The 26,140-nt window shown below is 64.8% G+C and carries 29 protein-coding genes; 12 read left to right on the top strand and 17 right to left on the bottom strand.

What is annotated here, in order from left to right:
- Positions 1-13: 13 nt before the first annotated feature.
- On the bottom strand, positions 14-310 hold the full coding sequence (locus tag V3H18_RS10045) for a hypothetical protein (protein WP_332081895.1): 297 nt from the start codon (positions 308-310) through the stop codon (positions 14-16).
- A 154-nt stretch (positions 311-464) separates the two neighbouring features.
- On the opposite strand from V3H18_RS10045, the gene V3H18_RS10050 reads away from it, so the two are divergent.
- On the top strand, positions 465-758 hold the full coding sequence (locus tag V3H18_RS10050) for a hypothetical protein (RefSeq protein ID WP_332081896.1): 294 nt from the start codon (positions 465-467) through the stop codon (positions 756-758).
- A 593-nt stretch (positions 759-1,351) separates the two neighbouring features.
- Here V3H18_RS10050 and V3H18_RS10055 read toward each other — a convergent pair.
- The 3 genes from V3H18_RS10055 to parS form a co-directional block, all read right to left on the bottom strand.
- A complete protein-coding gene (locus V3H18_RS10055) occupies positions 1,352-1,798 on the bottom strand; it encodes an RES family NAD+ phosphorylase (RefSeq protein WP_332081897.1) in 447 nt (148 codons plus the stop codon).
- Positions 1,799-1,807: 9 nt separating this feature from the next.
- Positions 1,808-1,954, bottom strand: coding sequence for a hypothetical protein (locus V3H18_RS10060; protein ID WP_332081898.1), 147 nt, complete (start codon positions 1,952-1,954; stop codon positions 1,808-1,810).
- Positions 1,955-2,093: 139 nt separating this feature from the next.
- Positions 2,094-2,498: a type II RES/Xre toxin-antitoxin system antitoxin gene (gene parS / locus V3H18_RS10065; protein ID WP_332081899.1), complete on the bottom strand. Its 405-nt coding sequence runs from the start codon at positions 2,496-2,498 to the stop codon at positions 2,094-2,096.
- 330 nt (positions 2,499-2,828) lie between these two features.
- Between parS and ileS the strand changes: the two genes are divergently transcribed.
- The 6 genes from ileS (at position 2,829) to V3H18_RS10095 (ending at position 11,426) form a co-directional block, all read left to right on the top strand.
- Positions 2,829-5,927, top strand: a complete 3,099-nt coding sequence (gene ileS / locus V3H18_RS10070) for an isoleucine--tRNA ligase (RefSeq protein WP_332081900.1) — start codon at positions 2,829-2,831, stop codon at positions 5,925-5,927.
- A 262-nt stretch (positions 5,928-6,189) separates the two neighbouring features.
- The gene (locus tag V3H18_RS10075; protein WP_332081901.1) at positions 6,190-7,617 is read left to right on the top strand and encodes a lipopolysaccharide biosynthesis protein; all 1,428 of its coding nucleotides are present in this window, start codon (positions 6,190-6,192) and stop codon (positions 7,615-7,617) included.
- A gap of 93 nt (positions 7,618-7,710) precedes the next feature.
- Positions 7,711-8,532, top strand: coding sequence for a rhomboid family intramembrane serine protease (locus V3H18_RS10080; RefSeq protein ID WP_332081902.1), 822 nt, complete (start codon positions 7,711-7,713; stop codon positions 8,530-8,532).
- A 135-nt stretch (positions 8,533-8,667) separates the two neighbouring features.
- Positions 8,668-9,414, top strand: a complete 747-nt coding sequence (locus V3H18_RS10085; RefSeq protein WP_332081903.1) for an electron transfer flavoprotein subunit beta/FixA family protein — start codon at positions 8,668-8,670, stop codon at positions 9,412-9,414.
- 2 nt (positions 9,415-9,416) lie between these two features.
- Positions 9,417-10,361, top strand: coding sequence for an electron transfer flavoprotein subunit alpha/FixB family protein (locus V3H18_RS10090; protein ID WP_332081904.1), 945 nt, complete (start codon positions 9,417-9,419; stop codon positions 10,359-10,361).
- A gap of 183 nt (positions 10,362-10,544) precedes the next feature.
- Entirely contained in the window at positions 10,545-11,426 is an 882-nt protein-coding gene (locus tag V3H18_RS10095; RefSeq protein WP_332081905.1) for a 3-hydroxybutyryl-CoA dehydrogenase, read from the top strand.
- Positions 11,427-11,477: 51 nt separating this feature from the next.
- Here V3H18_RS10095 and V3H18_RS10100 read toward each other — a convergent pair whose 3' ends face one another.
- The 5 genes from V3H18_RS10100 to ffh all read right to left on the bottom strand — a co-directional run bounded on the left by V3H18_RS10100 (position 11,478) and on the right by ffh (position 15,608).
- Positions 11,478-12,017 carry a Dps family protein gene (locus V3H18_RS10100; protein WP_332081906.1) on the bottom strand — a complete coding sequence of 180 codons (540 nt, stop codon included), beginning with the start codon at positions 12,015-12,017 and terminating at the stop codon, positions 11,478-11,480.
- 178 nt (positions 12,018-12,195) lie between these two features.
- Complete coding sequence (gene trmD, locus V3H18_RS10105) at positions 12,196-12,903, bottom strand: tRNA (guanosine(37)-N1)-methyltransferase TrmD (protein WP_332081907.1); 708 nt, start codon at positions 12,901-12,903, stop codon at positions 12,196-12,198.
- Between the two features lie 33 nt (positions 12,904-12,936).
- On the bottom strand, positions 12,937-13,476 hold the full coding sequence (rimM, locus tag V3H18_RS10110) for a ribosome maturation factor RimM (protein ID WP_332081908.1): 540 nt from the start codon (positions 13,474-13,476) through the stop codon (positions 12,937-12,939).
- A 143-nt stretch (positions 13,477-13,619) separates the two neighbouring features.
- Entirely contained in the window at positions 13,620-13,979 is a 360-nt protein-coding gene (rpsP, locus tag V3H18_RS10115; RefSeq protein ID WP_332081909.1) for a 30S ribosomal protein S16, read from the bottom strand.
- Between the two features lie 93 nt (positions 13,980-14,072).
- On the bottom strand, positions 14,073-15,608 hold the full coding sequence (gene ffh / locus V3H18_RS10120; protein ID WP_332081910.1) for a signal recognition particle protein: 1,536 nt from the start codon (positions 15,606-15,608) through the stop codon (positions 14,073-14,075).
- Positions 15,609-15,846: 238 nt separating this feature from the next.
- Between ffh and V3H18_RS10125 the strand changes: the two genes are divergently transcribed.
- Positions 15,847-16,218 carry an ArsR/SmtB family transcription factor gene (locus V3H18_RS10125; protein WP_332081911.1) on the top strand — a complete coding sequence of 124 codons (372 nt, stop codon included), beginning with the start codon at positions 15,847-15,849 and terminating at the stop codon, positions 16,216-16,218.
- Entirely contained in the window at positions 16,215-16,676 is a 462-nt protein-coding gene (locus V3H18_RS10130; RefSeq protein WP_332081912.1) for an SRPBCC family protein, read from the top strand. The genes V3H18_RS10125 and V3H18_RS10130 overlap by 4 nt, the downstream gene beginning before the upstream one ends.
- 45 nt (positions 16,677-16,721) lie before the next feature.
- On the opposite strand, the gene V3H18_RS10135 is transcribed toward V3H18_RS10130, so the two are convergent.
- The 5 genes from V3H18_RS10135 to V3H18_RS10155 are packed head-to-tail and all read right to left on the bottom strand — an operon-like array spanning position 16,722 to position 20,088.
- The gene (locus tag V3H18_RS10135) at positions 16,722-16,916 is read right to left on the bottom strand and encodes a hypothetical protein (RefSeq protein WP_332081913.1); all 195 of its coding nucleotides are present in this window, start codon (positions 16,914-16,916) and stop codon (positions 16,722-16,724) included.
- Positions 16,917-16,957: 41 nt separating this feature from the next.
- Positions 16,958-17,908, bottom strand: coding sequence for a bifunctional riboflavin kinase/FAD synthetase (locus tag V3H18_RS10140; protein WP_332081914.1), 951 nt, complete (start codon positions 17,906-17,908; stop codon positions 16,958-16,960).
- Between the two features lie 16 nt (positions 17,909-17,924).
- On the bottom strand, positions 17,925-18,410 hold the full coding sequence (locus V3H18_RS10145; RefSeq protein ID WP_332081923.1) for a MaoC family dehydratase: 486 nt from the start codon (positions 18,408-18,410) through the stop codon (positions 17,925-17,927).
- Between the two features lie 59 nt (positions 18,411-18,469).
- Positions 18,470-19,378, bottom strand: a complete 909-nt coding sequence (locus tag V3H18_RS10150; protein WP_332081915.1) for a TIGR01459 family HAD-type hydrolase — start codon at positions 19,376-19,378, stop codon at positions 18,470-18,472.
- Positions 19,375-20,088, bottom strand: coding sequence for a carbonic anhydrase (locus V3H18_RS10155; RefSeq protein WP_332081916.1), 714 nt, complete (start codon positions 20,086-20,088; stop codon positions 19,375-19,377). Before V3H18_RS10155 ends, V3H18_RS10150 begins: the two co-directional genes overlap by 4 nt.
- A 152-nt stretch (positions 20,089-20,240) precedes the next feature.
- Between V3H18_RS10155 and V3H18_RS10160 the strand changes: the two genes are divergently transcribed.
- From V3H18_RS10160 to V3H18_RS10170, 3 genes are all read left to right on the top strand, one after another.
- Entirely contained in the window at positions 20,241-21,110 is an 870-nt protein-coding gene (locus V3H18_RS10160; protein WP_332081917.1) for an HpcH/HpaI aldolase/citrate lyase family protein, read from the top strand.
- Between the two features lie 68 nt (positions 21,111-21,178).
- The gene (locus V3H18_RS10165) at positions 21,179-22,501 is read left to right on the top strand and encodes a COG4223 family protein (protein ID WP_332081918.1); all 1,323 of its coding nucleotides are present in this window, start codon (positions 21,179-21,181) and stop codon (positions 22,499-22,501) included.
- 15 nt (positions 22,502-22,516) lie between these two features.
- The gene (locus V3H18_RS10170; protein WP_332081919.1) at positions 22,517-23,902 is read left to right on the top strand and encodes a heme biosynthesis protein HemY; all 1,386 of its coding nucleotides are present in this window, start codon (positions 22,517-22,519) and stop codon (positions 23,900-23,902) included.
- Positions 23,903-23,909: 7 nt separating this feature from the next.
- Here V3H18_RS10170 and V3H18_RS10175 read toward each other — a convergent pair whose 3' ends face one another.
- From V3H18_RS10175 to V3H18_RS10185, 3 genes are all read right to left on the bottom strand, one after another.
- On the bottom strand, positions 23,910-24,455 hold the full coding sequence (locus V3H18_RS10175) for a Smr/MutS family protein (RefSeq protein WP_332081920.1): 546 nt from the start codon (positions 24,453-24,455) through the stop codon (positions 23,910-23,912).
- A complete protein-coding gene (mltA, locus tag V3H18_RS10180) occupies positions 24,452-25,531 on the bottom strand; it encodes a murein transglycosylase A (protein ID WP_332081921.1) in 1,080 nt (359 codons plus the stop codon). The genes V3H18_RS10175 and mltA overlap by 4 nt, the downstream gene beginning before the upstream one ends.
- A 64-nt stretch (positions 25,532-25,595) precedes the next feature.
- The coding region (locus V3H18_RS10185; protein ID WP_332081922.1) for a Tim44/TimA family putative adaptor protein at positions 25,596-26,140 on the bottom strand (545 nt) is incomplete at its 5' end.

The following is a 26,140-nucleotide window of genomic DNA, read 5'->3' on the forward strand; positions in this document are numbered from 1 at the left end:
TCTCGGCCCGCCCTCACGGCGCATCTTTCCGAAGCAGCGCCGCGAGGATTTCCCCCCGCTCTTCCTCCAGCGTCCCCTCATGCGGCGCGCGCCCGGCGCGCCGATACCAATAGCGGGCGTTGGAAAGGTCGCCCTCTACGCGATGGAGATAGGCGTGGACCCACATGGCGTCGGGCTGGGGGCTGTCGTTGACGAGCCTGTGCGCCGTCTCCCAATCGCCCTTGGCGTCATGCCAAAGGGCGAGAAGCGGCGCCGGCAGATCGGGCGGCGCGTCTAAGGCGAGCGCGGCGCGGAAGGCTTCGGGCGTCATGCGTCAATGACTTTTTCAAAATAGCGCGCGGATTGGCCAGCCTTTATCATCCTGCGTGTCAGGCGAGACGGCCGTCAACCCTCGACGGCCGCTTTCCCAGCCCAACATTGCGAGCGATGAGCCTGCGCCCTATCTTAACGGCCGGGAGTTGGCCATGAATGACGACAAACGCGAGATCGAGATCATCCCGCCGGGCGAGGACGATCATTATTCGTCGTCTTCCTCGTCGCGCATCTGGATTTCCCGGGGCGGCGGCGAGGTGAAATTCATCAAGCTCGGGCCGTTCGGCACGCTGGTCGCGGGGCTTGCGGCGCTAGCGCTGCTCGGGCTCGGGTTCTTTCTCCTTTCGGGCCTGTTCCTCATCCTGCTGCCCATCGCCGCGCTCTTGGGCGTCGGGGCCTGGCTCTCCGGCCTGATCGGCGGCGGCTCGACGAAGCGGCTGAAGTAGTCGGCGACTAGAGCAAGTTCCGAAAAAGTTGGGCAGTGTCCTAATTTGAAGAGGGTGGTGAGTCTTCTCCCTCTTCTTCATCCCGCTCCGCTACCTCATCGCCAGGAAATGGCGACCTTGAGATCAGAACCCATTTATTTGACTTGCCGCCAAGAGAATGCCGCGCCCCAATCTCTAGTAGCAGTCGCGCCGTAGTTTTCTCATCAGAGGCGATAGCGCGAGCGAGATATGTTATCGAGACAAACTTTCGATTGGGAAGGCTGAGTATTTTTCTCAATCGCTCTCGACGAATGTCATGTTTCATTTCTATGCGCCGGATGCGTCGAAAATCTGAAAACCAACTCGTGAAGGGACCGGCGCAAGCGCCGATAAGCGCGCCTAAAACTGCAGCCACTCCGCTATCCATTTTGGCAGCCCTCTAGTTAGGAAATTTATTTTAGATAGCTTATGTTCAGCAACGATTGCCGCCCTCACAGCAATCAGGGCCTTCAATTACCAAAGGTTGACAGACTTTTTCCAGCAGAACTTGCTCCACCTTATTAATTTGGCGCGATTTCTTATCGATCGGACAATTCGTCCGATCGGAAGGCGCTCTAACGCCGAAACAGCCTTTCGTCCAAGGGAAAACGTATCGTTCCAGTAATCTTCATCGTCGCCGCCTCTGGGTGACGCGGATTGATGAGATAGTTCGACGTATGCGGCGCGAGCGCGGAAGGAACGCGCAATAGGAACGACCGACCGGAAGCGAGCCATTCGTCGCCGATTTTTCGGGTCGCAGCGAGATCGTCGCGCCAATGCTCAGGCAATGAGGCGTCTTCCACCGTTTCGATCGACGCCTTCTCGGCGCCGCCGATCTCGATAAGCTGATAATCGTCCGGCGCGTCTTCGAGATCGAGATGAGCAAGAATTTCGAGCAGGGCGCCGGCCGGCGTCTCGGCGGCGTAAAGGATCGGTCTGCCCGCATTATGCCACCGGCCGGGAGCCAGCAGGCCTCCGACGCCGTCAAGGCTCGCGAAGTTAGAAATGCGCCAGAGGCTCATTGGCGCGGATCATACCCAGTCTTTTAAATTATAACCCCAAACGGCCACAGCGATGATGAGAAAGGCCAAAGCGATTAATCCGCGCCATCCCACAATCTTCAAATAACAGCCTTTGCCGAAGGTGAAGACAAACTCCAAATCTGGTGTGTCAGACATGTTGGCCTCTCTGTTTCTTTCCACCGACGTCAAATCTTTAGGCGTGGAGATTCGAGGCTTACCCAGATATGAGGATTGTAGGAATCTCGGAAAACAGAGATTCCTACAGAAACCCCCATTTTGCATGAGAGAATTGGGGTCAGATGAAAATGCCGTGCGCGATCTGGACAAGAAGCTCCTGGACCTGCTGCGCCCCGGTCTCCGTTTGCAGGAGTTTCATCGGCGTCTGGTTCGAAAGAGCCGGCGTCGGTTTGCGGAGCCACCGATCGGCCTTTTCGGGCGCGCCAAATGTGCGCAGCGCCTGCAGGCGGATGCGCGCAAGACGCAGGGCCCTGTCGATTTCAACGGTCGTCAGCGCCTGTTTTTGAGCGGCGCGTCGCACAAGCGTACGCCTGGGAGCGACAACGTCTTCGATTTCCTCGCGTGTGAAATCCTTAAGCAGCCTAGGCAATTCATACGCCATGATCTGCGGCGCGGCGCGCCCCGCGAGCGGATAGACGCCAAGCGCCGCGGTCAGATCGTCGATCGCTGACTGAATTTCCACGGCGGGCGTTTTCCCGCGGTCTGCGACGCTTGAAGGATGATACGGGCCAGCCATCTTCAGACAATCTTGCTCCAATTTTTGACAATATGGCGCAAATCCCCGCGACATTCCACTTTTTCAGCTTTGCCGCCCCGCCGCCGCTTGTTAAAGAGCGGCGATGAGCTTTCGCCCCGTCACTCGAATTACCGGCCCGGCCCGCGCTCGCAGCTAAATTAGCTCGCGCGGGGTCCGGGTTTTGGCGCCGTTGGCGCTTTCCTTCCAAATCCTCTAATCAGCGCGGAGACCCGCCGGCCCCAGGCCGCGCGCCGCCCGATCCCGGTTTTCGAGCCAATGAACGATGACAGCCCCAAGGGGCCGGATTATTCCAAGAGCCTCTATCTGCCGGTCACGGATTTTCCCATGCGCGCCGGCCTTCCCCAGCGCGAGCCGGAAATCCTGAAACGCTGGGAGGAGATCGGCCTTACCGAAAAAATGCGGCAGGTCGCCAAGGGCCGCCCGAAATTCACGCTGCATGACGGGCCGCCCTACGCCAACGGCAATATCCATATCGGCCATGCGCTCAATAAAATCCTGAAGGACCTCGTGACGCGCAGCCAGCGCATGGCGGGCAAGGACTGCGTCTATACGCCCGGCTGGGACTGCCACGGCCTGCCGATCGAATGGAAGATTGAGGAGGAAAACTATCGCGCCAAGGGCAAGGAGAAGCCGGATTTCGCCCATCCCGAGGCGATGATCGCCTTTCGGCGCGAATGCCGCGCCTATGCCGAACATTGGCTCTCCGTGCAGCGCGAGGAGTTCAAGCGCTTAGGGGTCGCCGGCGAATGGGACCATCCCTATGCGACCATGGCCTATTCCGCCGAGGCGACCATCGCGCGCGAGATCATGAAATTCGCCGCCAACGGTCTGCTCTATCGCGGCTCGAAGCCCGTCATGTGGAGCGTCGTCGAAAAGACCGCGCTCGCCGAAGCCGAGGTCGAATATGAAGACCATGTGAGCGATCAGGTGTGGGTCGCCTTTCCGATCCCGCGCGGCGCCGAGGGCGATCTCGCCCTCGCCCGGGTGGTGATCTGGACCACGACGCCCTGGACGCTCCCCGGCAACCGCGCGATCTCCTTCTCCTCGAAGATCGCTTACGGGCTCTATCGCGTCACAGAGGCCGCTTCCGACAATTGGGCCTTTCCCGGCGCGCTCTTCGTGCTCGCCGACAAGCTCGCGGGCGACGTCTTCAAAGCCGCCAAGATCGAAGCCTATGAGCGCCTCCACGACGTGCCGGCCGCGACGCTCGAAGGGCTCGTCTGCGCCCATCCGCTTGCGCATCTTGGCTACGACTTCGACGTGCCGCTCTTCGACGGCGAGCATGTCACCGACGACGCCGGCACGGGCTTCGTGCATACGGCGCCGGGCCACGGCCGCGAAGATTTCGACATATGGATGGCGAACGGCCGCGACCTGCAGGCGCGCGGGATCGACACGCGCATCCCCTATACGGTGGACGAGGACGGTTTCTATACGAAGGAGGCGCCGGGCTTTGCCGGCAAGCGCGTCATCACCGACAAGGGCGAAAAGGGCGACGCCAATGACGCCGTGATGGCGGCGCTCATCCAGGCGGGCAATCTCATCGCGCGCGGCAAGCTGAAGCATCAATATCCGCATAGCTGGCGCTCGAAGAAGCCGGTGATCTTCCGCAACACGCCGCAATGGTTCATCGCGATGGATAAAGCCATCGCGATGGACAAGCTCTCTCAGTCGAACCCTCATCCTGAGGAGGCGCGCAGCGCCGTCTCGAAGGACGAGGGTTCGGCGGCCGCATCCTTCGAGACGCGTGCTTCGCACGCTCCTCAGGATGAGGTTCGGGGAAATCGATCGACGCTCCGCGAGATCGCGCTCGAAGAGATCGCGCGCACGCAATGGACGCCGGCCGCGGGCGAGAACCGCATTCGCGGCATGATTCAAAATCGTCCCGACTGGGTCGTCTCGCGCCAGCGCGCCTGGGGCGTGCCCATCGCCATCTTCGTCAAAAAGGGGACGCATGACATACTCGTCGATGCGCGCGTCAACGCCCGCATCGTCGAGGCTTTCGAAAAGGAAGGCGCCGACGCCTGGTACGAGGCGAACGCCGCCGAGCGTTTCCTCTCGCCCGACTACAAGGCGGAAGATTACGAGAAAATCTCCGACGTGCTCGACGTGTGGTTCGATTCCGGCTCGACCCACGCCTTCGTGCTCGACGATCCGATCCATTTTCCCGCGCTTGCGGGAATCCGCCGCAAACGTGATGGCGGACGCGACGAGATCATGTATCTCGAAGGCTCCGACCAGCATCGCGGCTGGTTTCATTCCTCGCTGCTCGAAAGCTGCGGCACGCGGGCGCGCGCGCCTTACGACGCGGTGCTGACGCATGGCTTCGTCCTCGACGAGAAGGGACGAAAAATGTCGAAGTCGCTCGGCAATGTCGTCGCGCCGCAGAAGGTGATCGCCGATTCCGGGGCCGACATATTGCGTCTCTGGGTCGCGGCGTCCGACTACGCCGACGATCTGCGCGTCGGCCCCGAAATCCTGAAAACCTTCGTCGATCTCTATCGCAAATTGCGCAACACGCTGCGCTGGATGATCGGCGCGCTCGCGCATTACGAGCCGGTCGACGCGGCGGCGCTCGATGAGGCGGGCGAACTCGAACGCTTCATGCTGCATCGCCTGCATGAGATGGACGAGGCGATCCGCACTTCATACGCGGCTTACGACTATAAGCGCGTGGTCGCGCTGATTACGCCTTTCATGACCAGTGATCTTTCGGCCTTTTATTTCGACATACGCAAGGACGCGCTCTATTGCGATCCGCCGTCGAGCGGCAAGCGCAAAGCGGCGCTCGCGACGATCGAGCAGATTTTTCGCTGCGTGACGACCTGGCTCGCGCCCATTCTCGTCTTCACGGCGGAGGAAGCCTGGCTCGCGCGCTACAAGGACGCCCAATCCGTCCATGTCGAGACTTTCCCCGACGTGCCCTCGCACTGGTATGACGAGGCGCTGGCGAAGAAATGGACCGGCGTGCGCGCGGTCCGCGCCGTCGTCACTGGCGCGCTCGAAATCGAACGCGCGCAAAAGCGCATCGGCTCCTCGCTCGAAGCTGCGCCGACGGTTTTCATTTCCGACGGCAAGCTGCGCATCAATCTCGACGGCGTCGATTTCGCGGAAATCTGCATCGTCTCCGACATTCGCATCGAAACAGGCGAAGGTCCCGCGGAAGCCTTTCGTCTTTCCGACGTTCCCGGCGTCGCCGTCGTTCCCAGCCGCGCGACGGGCGTCAAATGCGCGCGCTCGTGGAAATATTTCGATCCCGCGACGGCTGAGGCCGATCACCCCGACGTGACGCCGCGCGACGCGCAGGCGCTGCGCGAGCTTGCCGCGCTCGGGCGCTGGAGCGCCGGCGGGTGAGCGTCGCGGATATGTCGCGAATTTCCTTCGTGGATAGGGTAACGCCGGAAGATGATGCTCCCGGACTAAACCCCTCGCCCCTCTCCTTACCTCTCCCCGCATGCGGGGAGAGGGAGCTGAAACGCAGCTCTCTTATTGGCCAAATCCAGCGAGACAAAATCTTTTTGCGAAACGCCGGCCGCCTCCTCTCCCCGCTAGCGGGGAGAGGTGAGACGAGGGGCGCGGGGGTTGAGGCGCGCGCGCCGCGAAAGGACCGCGCCCCTTGAACGTCCTTCTCGCCTTTCTCGCCAATACGATCGCCAATTTCATCATCGGGCTGATGGTGGCGAAATTCCTCGGTCCAGAGGAATTCGGGCGTTTCGCGCTCGCCTTCTCCATCGCCGTCGTCGTGCAGACGGCGCTCTATGACTGGCTGCGGCTCTCCGCGACGCGCTTCTACTCGCAGCGCACCCGCGACAGGGAGCCGGCGGTGCGCTCGACGCTCGACGCCGCCTTCATCGGCGTCACGCTCTTCCTTGCCTTCGCGACCGCGCTTTATGCCCTGATCGGGCCGCCGCTCGATTTCCAAAGCGGCCTTATTCTGCTGGCGCTGGCGACGGCGGTGGCGAATGGACTCTTCGACTATTGCACGGCGCTGGTGCGCGCGCGCTTTCACGACAGCGCCTATGTGCGGCTCATGCTCGCCAAAAACGCTTTGGCGCTCGCCTTCATCGGCGGGGGGGCGTTTTTCTTCCATGCGGCGGCGGTGGCGCTCGCCGGCGGCGTCGCAAGCCTCTTCGGCACCGTGTTTCTCGGCCGCGGCGCGCTGCTCGATCCAGGCGCCGACATTCGCGCCGCCTCGCGCGCGAACGCCCGCGATCTCGCCGGCTATAGCGCCCCGATCGTCACGGCGCATCTGCTCTATCAGGCGATGCCGCTCGCGGCGCGCTCCATCGTCGCGAGCGTCTTCGGCTTCGCGGAAACGGGGCAATTCGCGCTCGCATACGATCTCGGCCTGCGCGCCGTGCAGGCTTTGGGCTCCGCGCTCGACGTGCTGCTGTTCCAGATCGCCGTGGCGACGCATGAGCGCGACGGCGCCGACCGCGCCAAGGAGCAGGTCGCGCGCAATATGGGCGTCGTCGTCGCCTTTCTGCTGCCGGCCTGCGCCGGCCTCTGGTTCGTGATGCCCTCCATCGAGCAGCTCATTGTTCCGGCGCAATATCGCGGCCCCTTCGGCCATTATCTCCGCTTGCTGCTGCCGGGCCTTTTCGCCATGGGCGTGCTCCTCTTCGGCGTCAATCCGGTGTTCCAGATCGACAAGAAGACGACGCCCCTGATCGTCGCCGCACTCGCCGCCGTGGGCTTCGGCCTCGCCCTGCTCTTCCTTCTGCCCTGGGGCGAGGACGCCTCCAATCTCGCCATCGCGCAGGGCGGCGCCTATCTCGCCGCGCTCGCGACGACGATCTATTTCGCGCTCCGCGCCCAGCCAGTTTGGCCCTCGTTCTGGGACATGTTCGCCGCGTTGGTCGCGACCGGCGTCATGTCGATCGCGCTCGTCCCGCTCAGCGACATGACGCCAGGCTTTATCGCGCTCGCCATCCAGATCCTCGTCGGCGCGGCGGTCTATGGCGCGCTGACTTTCGCTTTCGACATTGCGGGTCTGCGCACATTGGGCGCCGCTTGGCTGAGTCTCTGTCTTTCGCGCCGATGAGTCGCGCCGCGCGGCGTTCTGACGAAAACGCCCGGCGTTTCTGTCGGAACAATCTCGCTCTATGTTAAGTTCTGGGCGGAAAGGAGCGCGTCAATGGTGATGCCAATTTATGACGACGCGCCGCTGCGCTATCTGCGCCGGCCGCTCGTGAACTGGACGTTGATCGCCCTTAATGTGATCGTCTTCCTCGCCGTGCAAAGCGAACTCTTCGGCGATCCGCTCACCATCATCCGCGGTTTCGCGATCATTCCCCGCGTGCTCTTCGGCGAAGCTCAGCTTGCCGATTACATCGTCGGGCCGCCCGCGCCGCTGACCCTCGTCACGGCGCTCTTCTTTCATTCGTCGCTTCTGCATATCGGCTCCAACATGCTCTTTCTTTACGTCTTCGGCGACAATGTCGAAGACGCGATGGGCTCGCTGCATTATCTTTTATTCTATCTCTCCTGCGGAATCGCTTCGGGCGTGTTCTATATCTACGCTACGCCGCATTCGATCATCCCGCTCGTCGGCTCCTCCGGGGCGATTTCGGGAGTCTGCGCGGCCTTTCTGCTGCTCTATCCGCGCGTGACGGTCACCGGCGTTTTTCCGCCGCTTTCGCTGGCGCTCGCGCCGATCTGGCTCGGCGCCCTTTTCGCCAGCGGCGTCCCGCGCCGGACGCTTCTCGGGCTGCGCGCGCCGCTCTTTTCCTTCGTGGCCTCGGGCTGGCTCTTCGTCGGCGTCTGGATATTGATGCAGTTCATCGCCGCCTTTATGGGGGAGGGCGGCGGCGTGGCCTGGATGGCGCATGTCGGGGGCATTCTCGCCGGGCTCGTGCTGACGCCGCTTTTCAAGCGCCGCAAACACAGGCTTTTCGACCGCGGCCCGTCGCTCCCGACCCCCTCCAATCCCCCCGACGGCGGGGACAAGGCGCCATGACCCCCCGCGAGGCGCGGCTCGTTTGACTCGGACGCGCGCCGCCGCTACCAGACCGCGCAATGGTTTCAGCCAAGATTGGGGCGCCTGCGGCGCTCCGCAAAAATCGTCTCGCCGAGGGGTGGAGAAGGACGCGCGATGAAGATACTCGTGCCCGTCAAACGGGTCGTCGATTATAACGTCAAGATCAGGGTCAAGCCGGACGGCTCCGGCGTCGATCTCGCCAATGTGAAAATGTCGATGAATCCCTTCGACGAGATCGCCGTCGAAGAGGCGCTGCGCATCAAGGAGGCCGGCAAGGCGACGGAAGTCGTCGTCGTCTCCATCGGGCCCGCCAAGGCGGACGAGACCCTGCGCACCGGCCTCGCCATGGGCGCCGATCGCGGCATTCTGGTCAAGACCGACGAGACAGTGGAGCCGCTGGCCGTCGCCAAAATCCTCGCCAAGATCGTCGCGGAGGAGCAGCCTCAGCTCGTCGTTCTCGGCAAGCAGGCGATCGACGACGATTCGAACCAGACGGGCCAGATGCTCGCGGCGCTGCTCGGCTGGGGCCAGGGCACTTTCGCCTCCAAGGTCGAGATCAGCGACGGCGCGGTCGACGTGACGCGAGAAATCGACGGCGGCCTGCAGACCGTCAGTCTGAAACTGCCGGCGGTGGTGACGACGGATTTGCGTCTCAACACGCCGCGCTACGCCTCGCTCCCCAACATCATTAAGGCGAAGAAGAAAGAGGTCGCGGTAAAGACGCCGGCCGACTACGGCGTCGATATTTCGCCGCGCCTTGAGGTGCTGAAGACGGCGGAGCCGGCGAAGCGCAAGGCCGGCGTCAAGGTCGGCTCGGTCGCCGAGCTCGTCGGCAAGCTGAAAGAAGCGGGAGTGATTTGAAGATGACGATTCTGCTTCTCGCCGAAACCGCCAATGGCGCGCTTGCGCCCGCGACCGCCAAGGCGTTGACCGCCGCCAAGGAGATCGGCGGGCCCATCCATATTCTCGTCGTCGGGCCGGGCCTCAAGAGCGCGGCCCACGCCGCCGCGACGCTTTCCGGCGTCGACAAGGTTCTTTACGCGGACGACGCCGCGCTCGACCATGTGCTGGCGGAATCGGTCGCGGCGCTCATCGTCTCGCTCGCCGGCGGCTATGACGTCATCATCGCGCCCTCGACCTCGGCGACGAAAAACGCGCTGCCGCGCGTCGCGGCGCTGCTCGACGTGGCGCAGGTCTCCGACATCATCAAGGTCGTTTCGCCCGACACATTCGAGCGGCCGATCTACGCCGGCAACGCCGTGCAGACCGTGCGCGCCAAGGATGCGAAGAAAGTCATCACCGTCCGCACCACGGCCTTCGCCGCCGCGCCGGAAGGGGGATCCGCGCCCGTCGAGACGATCGGCGCCGCTGCCGATCCGCGCGTCTCCGCCTTCAAGAGCGAAGAGCTTGCGAAATCGGAGCGGCCGGAGCTGACTTCCGCGCGCGTCATCATATCGGGCGGCCGCGCGCTCGGCTCGGCCGAGAATTTTCATAAAGTGCTCGACCCCGTGGCGACCAAGCTCAACGCCGCGATTGGCGCTTCGCGCGCTGCGGTCGACGCCGGCTATGCGCCCAATGATCTTCAGGTCGGCCAGACCGGAAAGGCGGTCGCGCCCGATCTCTATATCGCCGCCGGCATCTCCGGCGCGATCCAGCATCTCGCGGGCATGAAGGATTCGAAAGTCATCGTCGCGATCAATAAGGACGAGGAGGCGCCGATCTTCCAGGTCGCCGATTACGGCCTGGTCGCCGATCTCTTCCAAGCGCTGCCGGAGTTCGAAGCCGAGCTTGCGAAACTGGGACGCTGAACAGCCATAACAACGCGGGCGCGTTTTGGCGCAAATGCGCCGCGTTTCCGCGTTTTTTCGCATTTTTAATTGTTTTCTTTCCAACCCTACGCAAGTTATATTGCACTGCGGCGACGCTCTTCGCAGCGCGGCGCGCCGCTTTGCCTTATTAGACGCTGGCTGCTTGCTGATGGTGGTCGAGACATGGGCGGTGAAATACGCAAGATCGGCGTGATCGGCGCGGGCCAAATGGGCAAGGGCATTGCGCATGTCGCCGCTCTATCGGGCTTCGACGTCGCGGTGAATGACGTTTCGCAAGAGCGGATCGACGCCGCGATCGCCGACATTGGCGCCCAGATGAGCCGCGCCGTCGAGCGCGGCCTTGTTCCTACGGATGCGGTCGAACCGGCGCTCGCGCGCATTTCGGCCGCGCCCAAGATCGCCGATTTCGTCGATTCCGACCTCGTCATCGAGGCCGCGACCGAAGTCGAGGACGTAAAGCGCAAGATTCTCACGGAACTCGCGCAGGCGACAAAGCCCGACATCATCATCGCCTCCAACACTTCGTCGATCTCGATCACGCGGCTCGCCGCCGTCACCGGCCGCCCCGAACGCTTCATCGGCATTCACTTCATGAATCCCGTGCCGCGCATGCAGCTCGTCGAGCTCATTCGCGGCATTGCGACCGACGACGCGACCTTCGAGACGGCGAAGGCCTTCATCGCCAAGCTCGGCAAGACCGTCACCGTCTCCGAGGACTTTCCCGCCTTCATCGTCAATCGCATTCTGCTGCCGATGATCAATGAGGCGATCTACACGCTTTACGAAGGCGTGGGTTCGGTGGAGGCGATCGATACGGCGATGAAGCTCGGCGCCAATCATCCGATGGGGCCGCTGCAGCTCGCCGATTTCATCGGTCTCGACACCTGTCTGTCGGTCATGCAGGTGCTGCATGAGGGCTTAGCGGATTCGAAATACCGGCCTTGCCCGCTGCTGGTGAAATATGTCGAGGCCGGCTGGCTCGGCAAGAAGACGCAGCGCGGCTTTTACGACTATCGCAGCGGCGCGCCGGTGCCCACGCGGTAAAAGAACCGCGTCGCGGCGCCGCTGTCGTCGGCGCCGCGATAAGTCCGCGCGCTAATGGCCGTCCGGGCTCGCGCCGCGCGCCGCCTCGAAGAGGAACCAGGTCCGCTTCTCGGTTTCGTCGACATAGACTTCGAGCAGCGACGCCGTCGCGATATCCTCATTGTCCTCGCACAACTTATGCGCGCCGCGCATGGCTTCCGCCATGCCCTTATTGTCCTCGAGCAATTCGCACAGCATGTCGTAGGGCGCGACGAAATCCGCGTTATTGTCCTTTATCCGCGCAAGCTGCGAAATATGGCCGATCGAGCGCAGCGTCGGCTGACCGAGCTTGCGCACGCGTTCGGCCAAAGGATCGACGCTGGCGTAAATCTGCGTCGCCTGTTCGTCGAGCAGCAGATGATAGTCGCGGAAATGCGGGCCGCTCATATGCCAGTGGAAATTCTTGGTCTTGAGATAAAGCGCCAGGGCGTCGGCGACGAGCTTGTTGATCTCCTCGGCGATTTTCAGCGTCGACTGTTTTTCGAGGTCCGTCGGGGTATCCAGCGCGGAACGCTGGGTGTCGGCGCTCGCTGGCGTTCTCGTTTTCGACATTTGTAGCCTCCTTCGATCAGCTTTTCGGGCTCAAGCTCGGGTGAGCTGCTCATTAGCTAGATCGCGGACGCCGCGCGGCCAGATCAAAAAAGCGGCGCGGCGCGCTTTCCGATCGAACGGAATCATTTGATCGACGGCAATCGCGCGGGATAAGTCGGCCGGAGCAAGTTGACGGATGTCAGCGCGCGCGAGGCGGCGAACGGGTCGGCGCGGCAAGTAAGTCCGGCCGCCGCGCTTTTGTGAGCGCCAGCGCCTCCTCACGGCGCCATTTGGCGATCTTCGCATGGTCGCCGGAGAGAAGGATCTGCGGTATCTCTCGCCCTTCGAATTCGCGCGGGCGCGTATAATGCGGATATTCGAGCAGGCCCGTCTCGAAGCTCTCCTCGACGCCCGAGGCTTCTTCGCCCATCACGCCGGGGAGAAGCCGCACACAGGCGTCAAGGAGCGCGAGCGCCGCGATCTCGCCGCCAGAGAGCACATAATCGCCGATCGAAATTTCTTCGAGACCTCGCGCCGCGACGATGCGCTCGTCGACGCCCTCGAAACGCGCGCAGAGAATGATCGCGCCCGGCCCTTCCGTGAATTCGCGCACGCGCGCCTGGGTCAGCGCGCGCCCGCGCGGCGTCATCAAGAGGCGCGGGCGGGGATCATCAACAGGCGCCGCCGCGTCCAGCGCCGCCGCGAGCACGTCGGCGCGCATCACCATGCCGGGGCCGCCGCCCGCGGGCGTATCGTCGACGGCGCGATGGCGTCCGAGCCCCTGTTCGCGGATTTGTTTCGCCTCAAGCGCCCAGACGCCGCGCGAGAGCGCGTCCCCGGCAAGCGACAGGCCGAGCGGCCCCGGAAACATTTCGGGAAAAAGGGTCAGAACCGTCGCGCGCCACATACGCCTGTTATGGCATGACGCGTCGAATCGTCGCTAGCCCGCCTCGTCTTCTTCAACTTCGGCCGGCGGGGCGATGAGAACGCGGCCAGCGGGAAGGTCGATCGTCGGCACGACTGCCTTGGTGAAGGGAAACATCAGCGTCTCGCCGCCCGCTTCGGGCGCGACCTCGAGAATATCGCCCGCGCCGAAATTCCTCACCGCGACGATAGGACCGATGAGCGTCCCGTCGCGCATCTCGGCGCGCAGGCCGATGAGATCGGCGAGATAGAATTCGTCTTCTTCGGGCGCCGGAAGTTTTTCGCGCGGGAGGTAGAGCTCGACGCCCGTCAGCGCCTCGGCGCCAGGGCGATCCGTCACGCCCTCGACGCGGGCGACGAGCATGTCCTTGCCCTGCGGGCGGACCGAGAGCAGCCGGAACGCCCGCGCGCCGCTCTCGTCCGTGAGCGGGCCGTAGGATACGATCGCCAGCGGATCGGCGGTGAAGCTTTGCAGCCTGATTTCGCCGCGCACGCCATGCGCCGCGCCAAAGCGCCCAAGGAGGACGAGTTTCTTTTCCCTGGCGCACTCCATCATTCGATTTCCTCATCCTGAGGAGCGAGCGCAGCTCGCGTCTCGAAGGACGAGGAAATCGCATCGGGCGCCGCCGCCCTCGCGCTTCGAGACGGCTCCTGCGGAGCCTCCTCAGCATGAGGGCGAATGCAAGCGCCGCGCATTCCTTACGCCGCCGGAGCTTCCGCAGCGCCAGCGGCTTCGGCCGCCGCGGCGGCGCGCTCCTGCGCCTTCTTCTTCGGCTGCGCCTTTTGCGGATTGTTGCGCGCCTCGCGCTTGCCGACGCCGACGCTCTCGAGGAGCCGCGCGACCCGATCCGTCGGCAGCGCGCCCTTGGCGATCCAGGCCTGCGCCTTCTCGGCGTCGAGCACGAGGCGGTCGGCGGCGTCCTTTTCCTTCAGCGGATCGAAATAGCCGATCTTCTCAATGTAGCGGCCGTCGCGCGGCGAGCGCGAATCGGCGATAACGACGCGATAGAAGGGGCGCTTCTTGGCGCCGCCGCGAGCGAGACGAATTTTAAGCGACATATCGGTTTTCCTGTTTCGTTTGTGTCTCGGCAGTCGGCAATAGGCAGTCGGGAGGTCGAGAAACCGACTGCCGACTGCCCATCGCCGACTGCCCTATTTCTTCTTCCCGAAGGGGTTGAACCCGCCGAGCATTCCCGATCCCAGGCCGGGCAGACCCGGCTTTTTCGCCAAAAGCTCCGCGGGCGGCGCGGCGGGAAGTCCGCCGCCGCCGGACGGCTGCGGCCCGCCGAGCTTTTCCTGAAGTTTTTGAAGCTCCTCCTGCGACGGCATTTGCATGCCGGGGCCGAGCCCCATCATTTGCGCCGCCTTGCCCATCATCCCGCCGCGCTTGCCGGCGCCGAAGGATTTCATCAGATCGGCCATCTGCCGATGCTGCTTCAAGAGCTTGTTGATCTCCTCGACCTTGACGCCGGAGCCCGCGGCGATGCGCTTCTTGCGCGAAGCTTTTAGCAGGTCAGGATTGCGCCGCTCCTTGGGCGTCATCGACAGGATGATGGCGCGCTGGCGCTTCACCAATTTGTCGTCGAAGCCGGAAGAGGCGATCTGGTCCTTCATCTTGGCGACGCCGGGAAGGAGCCCCATGATGCCGCCAAGGCCGCCGATCTTCTCGACCTGAGCGAGCTGATCGCAAAGGTCCTGCAGATCGAACTTGCCCTTGGCCATCCGCTCGGCGGCCTTGCGGGCCTGTTCGGCGTCAATCGCCTGAGCGGCTTTTTCCACCAGCGCGACGATGTCGCCCATGCCGAGAATGCGATTGGCGATGCGCGTCGGCGAGAATTCGTCGAGCGCGTCCATCTTCTCGCCGACGCCGATGAGCTTGATCGGCTTGCCGGTGACGTAACGCATGGAGAGGGCCGCGCCGCCGCGTCCATCGCCGTCCATACGCGTCAATACGATGCCGGTGAGGCCCACCCGCTCGTCGAAGTTCCGCGCGAGATTGACCGCGTCCTGGCCGGTGAGGGCGTCCGCCACGAGCAGGATTTCATGGGGCTTGGAGGCGGCTTTGATCTCCGCCATCTCCTCCATGAGCGGCTCGTCTATATGCGTGCGGCCGGCGGTGTCGAGCAGCACCACATCATAGCCTTGAAGGCGCGCCGCCTCCATTGCGCGCTTGGCGATCTGGATCGGCGTCTGGCCGGCGACGATCGGCAGCGTGTCGACCTCTACCTGGCGGCCGAGCACGGCGAGCTGCTCCTGCGCGGCGGGCCGCTTCACGTCGAGCGAGGCCATCAGCGCGCGCTTGCCGTGGCGCTCCTTGAGCCTTTTGGCGATCTTGGCCGTCGTCGTGGTTTTGCCCGCGCCCTGGAGGCCGACCATCATGATGGCGACCGGCGGCGCGGCGGCGAGGTCGATCGGCTGCGCGTCCTGGCCGAGCGTCTCGATCAGCACGTCATTGACGATTTTGACGACCATCTGGCCGGGCGTGACCGATTTGATCACGCCGGCGCCGACCGCCCGGTCGCGGACCTTGTCGGAGAAGGAGCGCGCCACATCGAGCGCGACATCCGCTTCGAGCAGCGCCCGGCGGATTTCGCGCAGCGCCTCATTGACGTCGGCTTCGGAAAGCGCGCCGCGGCGGGTCAGTTTGTCGAAAATGCCGGAGAGCTTGTCGGAAAGGCTCTCGAACATGGGCGGCTCCAAAGCAAAACGCGCCCGGGGGCGCATCGCGCTGCCGGACGTTGGCCCCTCGCCTCCCGGGCGAATAGGCTTGAACTAGGGTTATCTCTGACGAGATGACGCGCCGGTGATAAGCGCGCCCGCCGGAAGTGTCAAGGAAAGCGGGCGGCCACGCCAGTCGTGCAATTCTCTCTTTAGAAAACTTAAGTGGTCACTTGACTTTTTGCGATCCACCGCCTTACTTAAGTGAGTGGTTGAGTATCAAAACGAGCTGGACAGGGCCTTTCATGCCCTTGCCGACGCGACGCGACGGGGGATTCTCGACCGCCTCTCAAAGGGGCCGGCCTCCGTCAGCGAACTCGCCAAGCCTTACGAGTCGTCGCTCGCGGCGATCCAGCAGCATGTTCAGGTGCTCGAAGCGAGCGGCCTCATCGTCACAAAAAAACGCGGACGCACCCGGGAATGCCGCATTTCGAGCGACGCGGTTCTGCGCGTCGAACGCTGGCTGAGCGAACGCCGCCAATTGTGGGAATACCGCTTCGATCAAATCGAAAGACTGATCGAAGGCGAGGAAAAACCCGAAGAGCTTCTCCCTTCCACGGCCAAGAAAGGCGAAAGATGACTGCCCTTCCCTCATTTCATGGAACATTTTCACTAAAGCACATATGGGCGGCGACGCCTCAGCGCATTTTCAGCGCCTGGGCTGATCCGGCCTTCAAGGCGCAATGGTTCCGCGGCCCGCCCGAACTATGGACCGAGGTGCGCCGATCGATGGATTTTCGCGTTGGCGGCGTCGAAGTGGCCGAAGGCGTTTTCGAAGAGAACGCCATGACGACGCTCTTCGAGGCGCGCTATCACGTCATCGAGCCGGACCGTCGCCTTGTCTTCGTCTATGACCTCCGCCTTGCCGATGAGCTGCATTCCGTCACCTTGTCGAGCCTCGACCTTACGCCGGATGGCGAGCGGACCCGCGTCTCCTACACCGAGCAGATCGTGTTCATGGACGGGAGGGACGGCGTCGAAATGCGCCGCGGCGGAACCGAATGGCATTTCGAAACGATCGAAAAGCTTCTCAAGTAGAACGGAATTTCGCGCCTGTTCCGAACCAGATCGCATTGGCATCCTTTACGTCCGGTCGGGCTCATGAATCTCTATAAGTTCTTCCAATTCCTCGATGCAGCGACGCACGCGCTTTTTCGATTTTTTCGTGGTGTCTTTGCCGTCCGAAGAAGTGTGCATATTGGTCGGCGGCTCGAAAAGAGCGAGCTGTCTTTCGAGATCAGCCTTCATGGTCTTCCAATTGGCGATAAGTTCTTCCATTTTCATTCTCCCGCTTTGCGCTTGACCATAGCACGGGAGATTTATCGGGCGGAAAGTATCTCCCGCGCTTTCGCCGTATCCTCATGCATGCGCGCGATCAGGGCGTCGATATTGTCGAATTTTTCTTCGCCGCGGAGGAAGCCGTAGAAGGCGACCTCGACTTCCTTGCCGTAAAGATCGCCGTCGAAATCGAAGACGAAGACTTCCAGGAGCGGCGCGCCATTGTCGAAGGTCGGGCGACGGCCGAAGCTCGCGACGCCCGCAAGCGTCGCGCCGTCGATCTCGATCGTCACCGCATAGACGCCGTGGCGCAGGCGGTTCGCGGGGTCCAGCGCGATATTCGCCGTCGGAAAGCCAAGCAGCCGACCGCGCTTGTCGCCATGGATCACCAAACCGCGCACGAAATAGGGATGGCCGAGGAGTCTTCGCGCCAGCGCCGCGTCGCCGCGCTCCAGGGCTTCGCGCGTCGCGGTGGAGGAGACGGCCTCCAAACTGCCCTCTTCGTCCTTGGTGATGCGGTCGACGATCTCGACGATCATGCCGAGCCGCGCGCCTTCGGAAACGAGAAATTCCGGCCCGCCTTCGCGCCCGGCGCCGAAGCGGAAATCATAGCCGGCGACGACGGCGGCGAGGCCAAGGCGCTTGTGCAGAATGTCTTCCGTGAAGACCCGCGCTGGGCTTTGCGCAAATTCCTTGTCGAAGGTGAGCACGATCATGCCGTCGAGCCCGAGGCGTGCCGCCTGCGCCGCCTTGGCGTCCGGCGGAGTGAGGCGGAAAATCACCGACCGGCCGGCGAAGACGTCGGCGGGATGGGGCTCGAAGGTCAGGAGAACGCAAGGGCGGGCGAGTTTTCTCGCGAGCGCCTGGGCGCGGGCGATCACGCCGCGATGGCCGCGATGCAGCCCGTCGAAATTGCCGAGCGCGGCGACGGCGCCCTCTAAGCCCGGCGGCGGCGCTTGCGGATCGTGCGCAACGGTGAAGGGGCGGGACAAGGCGCGGACCCGCGCGTTAGGCCGAAGCCGGCTTCTCCACCGCCGGCGCGGGCGGCGCCGGGCGCGCGGCCTGCTCGCGGCTCGGCACCATCACGCAGGCCTCGCCGTCGAGCACGACTTTGCCGTCGACGAGACATTCGCATTTCAGCTTGGCGCGTCTGCCTTTCTCGATCAGTTCGACGACCTCGACGACGACGGTGATGACGTCGCCGATCTTCACCGGCGCGCGAAAGTTCAGGGTTTGCGAAAGATAGACGGCGCCCGGGCCCGGCAGATACATGCCGATGACGGTCGAGATCAACGAGGCCGTATAGAGGCCATGCACGATGCGCTCGCCAAAGCGCGTCTTCGACGCGAAATGATCGGAAAGATGAATCGGATTGCGGTCGCCGGAGAGATCGGCGAAAGCGATCACATCGTCGTCCATTACCGCCTTCATCAGCGTTTCGCGCATGCCAACGCTCAGATCCTCGAAATAATAGATTTTGAACGGCGTCGACATGGGAGTCACCGGAGGTTTCATTGGATTGGGCCGCGGGAATGCTTGCCGCTCACCCTCTTTTACCAGAAAAGCTCGGGAGCCAAAGCTTTCGGACGCGCGCCCGCCAATTCGAAGAGCCGCGCGAGCGCCGTCGCGTCGAGATCGCCGCCTGCGGGGTGAAGCTCGTCGCGATGCACGCCATGGAGGATGAACAAAAGATCGAGGCCGGCGCGGCCGGCGCCGGCGAGATCGGTGAAGGCGCCGTCGCCGATCGCAAGAATGCGGGATTTCTCGATTTTGCCCCCGCGGATACGTTCGAGCCGCTCCAGCGCGGCGTCGTAGATCGGCGGTTGCGGCTTGCCGAAGGTGACGACCTTGCCTCCCATCGCGGCGTAGCGTTCCGCCAAGGCGCCGGCGCAATAATAAATATCGTCTCCGACGCCGACGAGGATATCGGGATTGGCGCAAAGCATCGTCAGTCCACGGTCTTTCAGCGCCGCGAGCCGCGCGTCGTAATCGGAAGGCTTTTCCTTTTTCTCATTGTCGAGACCGGTGCAGACGACGTAATCGGCGGCCTCCGGGTCGACGCGCTCGACCGGCGCGCCGAGGCGGCGCGCGGCCTCGCGGAACAGCCCCTCGTCGAAGGCCGGCCCGAGATGATAAATTTTCTGCCCCTTGCGGGCGATGATTTCGCGCAGCGCGAGTTCGCCCGCCGAGACGAGATCGTCGAAACTCTCCTGCGGGGCGCCGAGCTTAAGAAGCTGGCGGCGGACTTCGTCGTCGGGCCGCGAGGCGTTGGTGATGACGACGACGGCGCCGCCCTTGTCGCGAAATCGCCGCAACGCGTCGGCGGCCCCGGGGAAATGCCGCTTGCCGTCGATCAGCACGCCCCAGCCGTCGCAGAGGATCGCCTCATAGCGATCGGCGATCTCGCGAAGGCCCTCGATGAAGGGGATGCCGAGCGCGTCGGCCGCGCCTTGCGGCGTCAAAACCGCGGCTCGCCGAAGGCGGCGGCGTAAGCCCCGTCGCCTACGGGATTGAACACGCCGCTCGCTTCGTCGAGCTCGAAAAGCCGACCGTCCATGATGCGGAACAACAGGCCATGCAGCCGCAAATGGCGATGATGTTCGAGCACCTGAACCATGGGGAACGTGCGCAGATTGACGAGCGTCTGTTTGACCGCCTCGAATTCGAGCCGCTCGACATAGCTTCTGTCGTCGGGATCGGGGGGAAGGCCCAGGCGCTCCGCCGCCGGCCCGAGCATTTTGATCCAGTCGCCGACGAAATCGCTGTGGCTGAGGCGCGGCGCATGGGGATCGGCGGCGATTTCCGCATAGGCCTGGACGCCGCCGCACTGGCCATGGCCGAGCACGACGATGTCGGTGACCTTGAGCGCCATGACAGCGTATTCGAGCGCCGCCGAAGCGCCGTGATAATGGTCGTCGGGCTCGTAGGGCGGCAGGAGCGCGGCGACATTGCGCAGGACGAACAGCTCGCCGGGGCCGGCGTTGAAGACGGCTTCCGGCGCGACGCGCGAGTCGCAGCAGCTGATGATCATCGTTTGGGGCGTTTGGCCCTGGGCGGATAATTCCTCGAAACGGCGGCGATCGGCGAGGAACCGCCCGCTGATGAAAGCCTCGTAGCCTTCGAGAAGCCGGGGCGGCAAGCCCGCGCCTGGAGGGGATGCCTCTGCGGCCATGAGTCGTAAGCTCCTTCGCCCGCGTCAGGAAGACGCGCGCGATTTTTTGGAAATGGGCGCCCCGGTTGGCGGACCCGGCGCTTATTGTGTAGATCACGCGGCAAGGTCAAGGGCGGTCGGGGGGCGGACCTCCGCGAGAGGGAGCGGTTTGGATGATTTCTCGACTGAAGCGCAGCGTGCTGGCGATGCCGGGCTCGAACGCCCGGGCGCTGGAGAAGGGCAAGACGCTCGCCGCCGACGTCCTGATGATCGAACTCGAGGACGGCGTCGCCCCCTCCGCCAAGGCGACGGCGCGCGAACAGGCCGCGGCGGCGATTCGAGAGGGCGGCTATGGCGCGCGCCAGTTCGTCGTGCGGATCAACGCCCGCGGGACGGAATGGTATAAGCCCGATATCGCTGCGATCGCGCCGACGGGGCCGGACGCCATCGTGCTGCCCAAGGTCAATTCGCGCGACGAGATTCTCAGGGCCGCCGCCGATCTCGTCGCCGCCGGCGCGCCGCATAAGACGCGGCTCTGGGCGATGATCGAAACGCCGCGCGCGGTCTTCGATATCGAGAAGATCGCGAGCGCCGCCGACGACCGGGCGGCGCGCCTCGAAGTCCTCGTCCTCGGGCCGAACGACATCGCCAAATCGACGCGCGCGCGGCTGACGCCCGGACGGCCGGCGCTCGCCGCCTGGCTGTCGGCGGGCGTGCTCGCCGCGCGCGTCCACGGCATCGAGATCATCGACGGCATTTACAACGACTTCAACGACCTTGAAGGGCTGCGGCGCGAGGCGGAACAGGGGCGCGACTTCGGCTTCGACGGCAAGATGCTCATTCATCCGAACCAGATCGCGCCGGTGAATGAAATCTTCGCGCCGAGCGCCGAGGAGATCGACTTCGCGCGCCGGATCATCGCCATTTTCGACGAGCCGGAAAACGCCGACAAGGGCGTCGTGCAGATCGACGGCAAAATGGTCGAGCGCCTGCATCTCGACATTGCGCGGCGCACATTGCAGCTTGTCGAAGCGACGGGCTGAAGCGTCGCCGGTTTTGCGGGCGTCGAAGCTTCAACTATATAGAAGGCGGGACAGCTGGGGGTTACGCCATGGTCTCGCCAAGCGAGGAAGAAGAAAAGCCCATCGAAACGCCGCAGGCGCCAAGCGAAACGGCCGAATCGCCTCTAGAGCCGCCCCCTGAGCCGCCAGCGAAGCGCAAAGGCTCGCCCGCCGTCGGGCTGCTCTCGGCGCTGCTCCTTCTCGCAATCGTCGCCGGCGCTGGCGGCTATGCGGCGATCGCCTTCAAGGACAAAGACGCGCGACTGAAGCTCGTCGCCGACGCCATCGAACCCTATTTCGCGCAAGGCGAGGCGGGCGTCGCCGGTCTCAAGGACAAGATCTCAGCGCTGCTTGGCGAGTCGAAGCCGCCAGCAAAAAGCATCGAAGCGGCGCGCGAAACGAGAGCGCCCGTCAGCGAGCTCAAGCGCGCCGAGATCGCGCCCGAGACGCCGCGCGCTCCCGCCCCGGCGATCGAGGAAAAACAGGTCCACGCGCTAGAGGCGCGCCTCGACGCCGTTGAAGAATCGGCGCGAAAGGCGCGCGCCGCCGCCGAAGCCGCCGAGGCCGAAGCCAGATCCGCTCAAGCCGCCGCCGAGATGGCGCAAACGACCGCCAAGACGGCGGTAGAGACCGCCGCCGAGGCCGTCGCCAACGCGGCCAGGTCGGGCGAAGCGCCGAAGCCCGCCGAGGAAGGCGCGTTCTCGACGAAAGACCTGCTGGCCGCGCTCGAAGGCCGCATCGACGAACTCGGGGACGAGATCAAGGCGCTGCGCGAGCGGCTCGATTCGCCCAAGAACGAAACGCGCGCCGCCCCCGAAACATGGGCGGCGGCTCCGCCCCCGGCGGCGGCGCCCGATTCCTTCGCGGCGATCGCCGTCGTCGCGACAAAGCTGCAACACGAATTGGAGATGGGGCGGCCCTTCGTCCATGAGATGGCGGCCCTGGAAAAGCTCGGCGCCGATCCGACGGCGCTCGCCGCGCTCGCGCCTTTCGCGGAGAAAGGCGCGCCGACCGCCGCGCATCTGCGCGCCGAATTCGCGCCCGCCGCGAAGAAAATTCGGGCGCTCGAATCCGAGCCGCCTCCAAGCGACCTCAGCGAACGCCTGCTGAAAGGCGCGAGCAAGCTCGTGCGCGTGCATCCTTCTGGGCAGGCGCCGGCGCAGACGACGGACGAAAAGGTCGCAAAGATCGACGCGGACCTCGCGCATGGCGATCTGCTCGCGGCGCATGCGGCCTTCGTCGCCTTGCCGGAAGCCGCGCAAAGCGAAGCCAAAGAGTTCGGCGAGGCGCTGCAGGCGCGCGTCGCGGCGGCGCGCGCCGTCGAGGATCTGCTGCACGGCGCCGTCGCCGGCCTGGGCGGCGCAAAGAAATAAGCGGGACAAATCGCCATGCTGTTTCTCTTCCTCTTCATCGTCGTCCTGGCGGCGCTCGCCATTGGCCTCGGATGGCTGATCGAACAGCCCGGTTCGCTGACGCTCGATGTCGGCGGCTGGCAGTTCGAAGCCTCGATTCCCGTCGCCGTCGCCGGACTGCTGGCGACAATCGCCGCCATCATCGTGCTCTGGGCGATCGCCACGGCGCTGGTGCGTCTGCCGGGGCGCTGGAGCGGCGGCTCGCGCCTGCGGCGGCGCGACAAGGGCTTTGAAGCGGTGTCGCAGGGCCTGATCGCGGTCGGCTCGGGCGATGTGGCGCGCGCGCGCAAGGCGGCGGTCGTCGCCGAACGGCTGCTGCCGAGCGAACCCCTGACGCAGGTGCTCAAGGCGCAGGCGGCGCAGCTCGCGGGCGACCGGCGTCTTGCGGAAGAAACTTTCCACAAGATGACGCTGAAGCACGACACGAAGCTTCTCGGCCTCCGCGGCCTGCACATAGAGGCGAAACGGCGCGAGGACGCCGAGGCGGCGCAGCATTTCGCCCAAGAGGCGCATGACATTGCGCCGCTGCCCTGGGCGGGCGCCGCCATGCTCGAACATCACGCGGCGCAGGGCGATTGGGCGAAGGCGCGCGAAGCGATCGAAGCCGGCCTCGTCGCCAAGGCGATCGACGCGCAGGAGGCGCAGAATCTGCGCGCGGTCGTCGAAACTGCGCTCGCCATGGAGAAGGAGCGCGACCATCCGCAGGACGCGCTGCATCTCGCCCGCCAGGCGCTGAAGCGGCGGCCCGGATTCTGGCCCGCCGCCGTCACGACCGCGCGCGTATTGATCCGTCACGGCGACCGCAAGCGCGCCTTGAAGCTCATCGAGACCTTATGGACGACGAAGCCGCATCCCGACCTCGCCGCCGTCTATCTCGAAGCGCTGTCGAGCGAGCCCAATAGCGCCAAGCTGGCGCGGGTGGAGAAGCTCGCCAAAACGGCGCCCGATGCGCCCGAGAGCCGCCATTTTGTCGCGGAAATCGCGCTGTCGACGCGCGATTTCGCCAAGGCGCGCGCCGCGCTCGCGCCGCTCGTCGCGGAAGGACGGCATCCGACGGCGCATACCTGCTTGCTGATGGCGGAAATCGAGGACGCGGAACATGGGCCGTCCGGGCCCGTGCGCGAATGGCTCGCGCGGGCGAGCCGCGCCCCGCGCGATCCCGTCTGGATCGCCGACGGCGTCGTCGCCAAGACCTGGCTGCCGATCTCGCCCGTGACCGGAAAGCTCGACGCTTTCGAATGGCGCGCGCCGCCGGATTCCGCACATTACTACCTGACGGAAGAAGGCAAGCCCAATATTCCCGCGGCCTTCCTGACGCGCCCAGCGGCTGAGCCGATCGCGCTGCCGGCGACGGAGGCTTAAGGCGACGTCAGCGGGCGCGGCGGATGCGCACGTAAAGCGCGCCCTCGCCGCCGTGATGACGCGCCGCCGATCCGAAGCCGGAGACGACGTCGCGCAGAGCCGCAGCCTCCAGCCACAAGGGCACGACCCGGCGCAGCACGCCGCCCTCGTCGCGCGTCGCGCCTTTGCCGGTCACGACGATGGCGATGCGCGCCCCATCCGCCTGGGCGCGGCGCAGAAAAGAATTGAGCGCGCGCTGCGCCTCCGCCTGCCGCATTCCGTGAAGATCGATCTTGGCGTCGACATCGAGGCGCCCGCGTTTCAATTTGACGCGGGTGCGGCGGTCGATGTCGAGGACGGGCGGCGCGGGCTTCGGCGCCCGCGCGGGCGTAGCAGGGATGGTCGGAGCCGGAGCGGCGGGCGGGGGGACCGGCTCCCCCGGCGGCGCAGGGCTGGCGACGGGCTTTTTCGGGCGGGTTCGGGAAGGGCGAACGTCGGCCGTCGCCTTCGCCCATAAGTCGGCTTCGCCGCGGGAGAGGCGGCGCGCGTGACGACGCGGATTGTCTTCGCTCACGCGCCCCCTCCGTCATCGACCGGCGCCAACACGGCCATTTGCGCCTTGTGGCGCACGCGGCCCGCGAGCCGGCCCGCCGTCTCTCCCGCGCCGAAGAAAAGATCGGCCCGCGCCGGTCCGACGATCGCCGATCCCGTATCCTGCGCGATCATCAAGCGCCGAAACTCCGTCTCCGCCTCGTCCTCCCAAGGCAAACGCGCCGCGATCCAGAACGGCAGGCCGTAAGCCCAGATCGAGCGATCGACCGCGATCGACCGAAAGGGCGAGAGCGGCGCGCCCTGCCCGCCGATGGGCCCGAGGCGCCGCGCCTCCGACCCGTCAATATGGAAGAATACATAAGATCGGTTTTCCTGCATCAGCCGCCGGCCGGGCGCGCCGGGACCAAGGCCGAGGCCGCGCAACGTCGCCTTCAACGCGTCGAGCGACATATCCGCCGCCGCCGCCAGCTGGCGCTCGATCATCAGCCGTCCGACGGACGTATAGGGCCAGCCATTGCGCCCGTCATAGGTCAGCGCCAACGTCTCTCCGCCCGGCAGACGCAGCCGCGCCGAGCCCTGCACCTGAATGAGGAAGAGTTCGACCGGATCGCGAAGATAGGCGAGGGGATAGGCGCCTTGCGCCGCGCCTTCCTCCTCGATGGCGCGCCGGTCGGGATAGGGGACAAGCGCGCCGTCGGGGAGCCGCTTCGCGCTGGTGAGAATTTCGCCCGAAGGCGTTTCGAGCGGGGCGTCGTTCAGGGTGACGAGATCGGGCGGGCGCGACAGCGCCGGCGTCTCGAAGCCGGGCTCGGGCGCGAGCCGCGCCTCGACCTCGACTTCGTAATAGGCGGTGAGGAAGCCTTCGCGCCGGATAAAGTGTGGGCGAAACCAGCGGCGAAAGAAGGCCTCGGGATTGTCGGCGCCCTCGAGCGCGACGCGAGCCGCCGCGATCAGCGCGGGCGATGGCGCCTGCGCGGGCCGTTGCTCGCTCGCCCGCGCGACGATGATTTCGGCGGAGCGGCGGAAGGCGGCGAAGGCGGCGGAAAGATCATCGCGCCCGAACCCCGCCAGCGCCTCGAAATCCGCCTTTTCCAACATGCCGACATCGCCAAAAGCATTTCATACTCCGAAGCGACGGGGCGCTTCGGCGCGGAAATTCCGCTCAGTCTTCGGCCTGAGTCGCGACGAGCTTCCAATTGGGGTTGGCGGCTTTCGGGTCGCGGGCGAAGGTCCAACGCTCCACGACCTTGCGCGTCTGCCCGCCGTCGATGGTCTCTCCCGCGCGGTCGCGGCGCACATTCATCAGCCGCGTCGCGAAGCGCACGGTGACCTCATTGCGGCCGCCGACGGCGCGGGCGGCGTCGACCGTCGCGGAATCCATGGCGACGACGGCGGTCTCCATGGTTTCGCCGGCTTCCTCGCGGCGCGCGATCTCCGCCGCGAAGCCGTCGAATACTTCCTTCGAGAGCAGCGGCGCCAGCGTGTCGCGATCCCCTTTCGCGAAAGCGACAACGATCATCTCATAAGCGCGGCGCGCGCCGTCGAGAAAGGTTTTGCCGTCAAAGCTCGGATCGGCGGCGGCGATGGCGTCGAGGCCGCTCCAGGCCGCGGCGACGCCTTTCTCGGCGACGCCGTCCCAGCGCTCCGCGCCGCTAAGGCGCGATTGCGCCTCCGTCAAAGGCGCGGCGCCCGGCAGCGGCGCGACGG

It is taken from the genome of Methylocystis borbori, from assembly GCF_036576025.1.
Lineage (GTDB): Bacteria > Pseudomonadota > Alphaproteobacteria > Rhizobiales > Beijerinckiaceae > Methylocystis > Methylocystis borbori.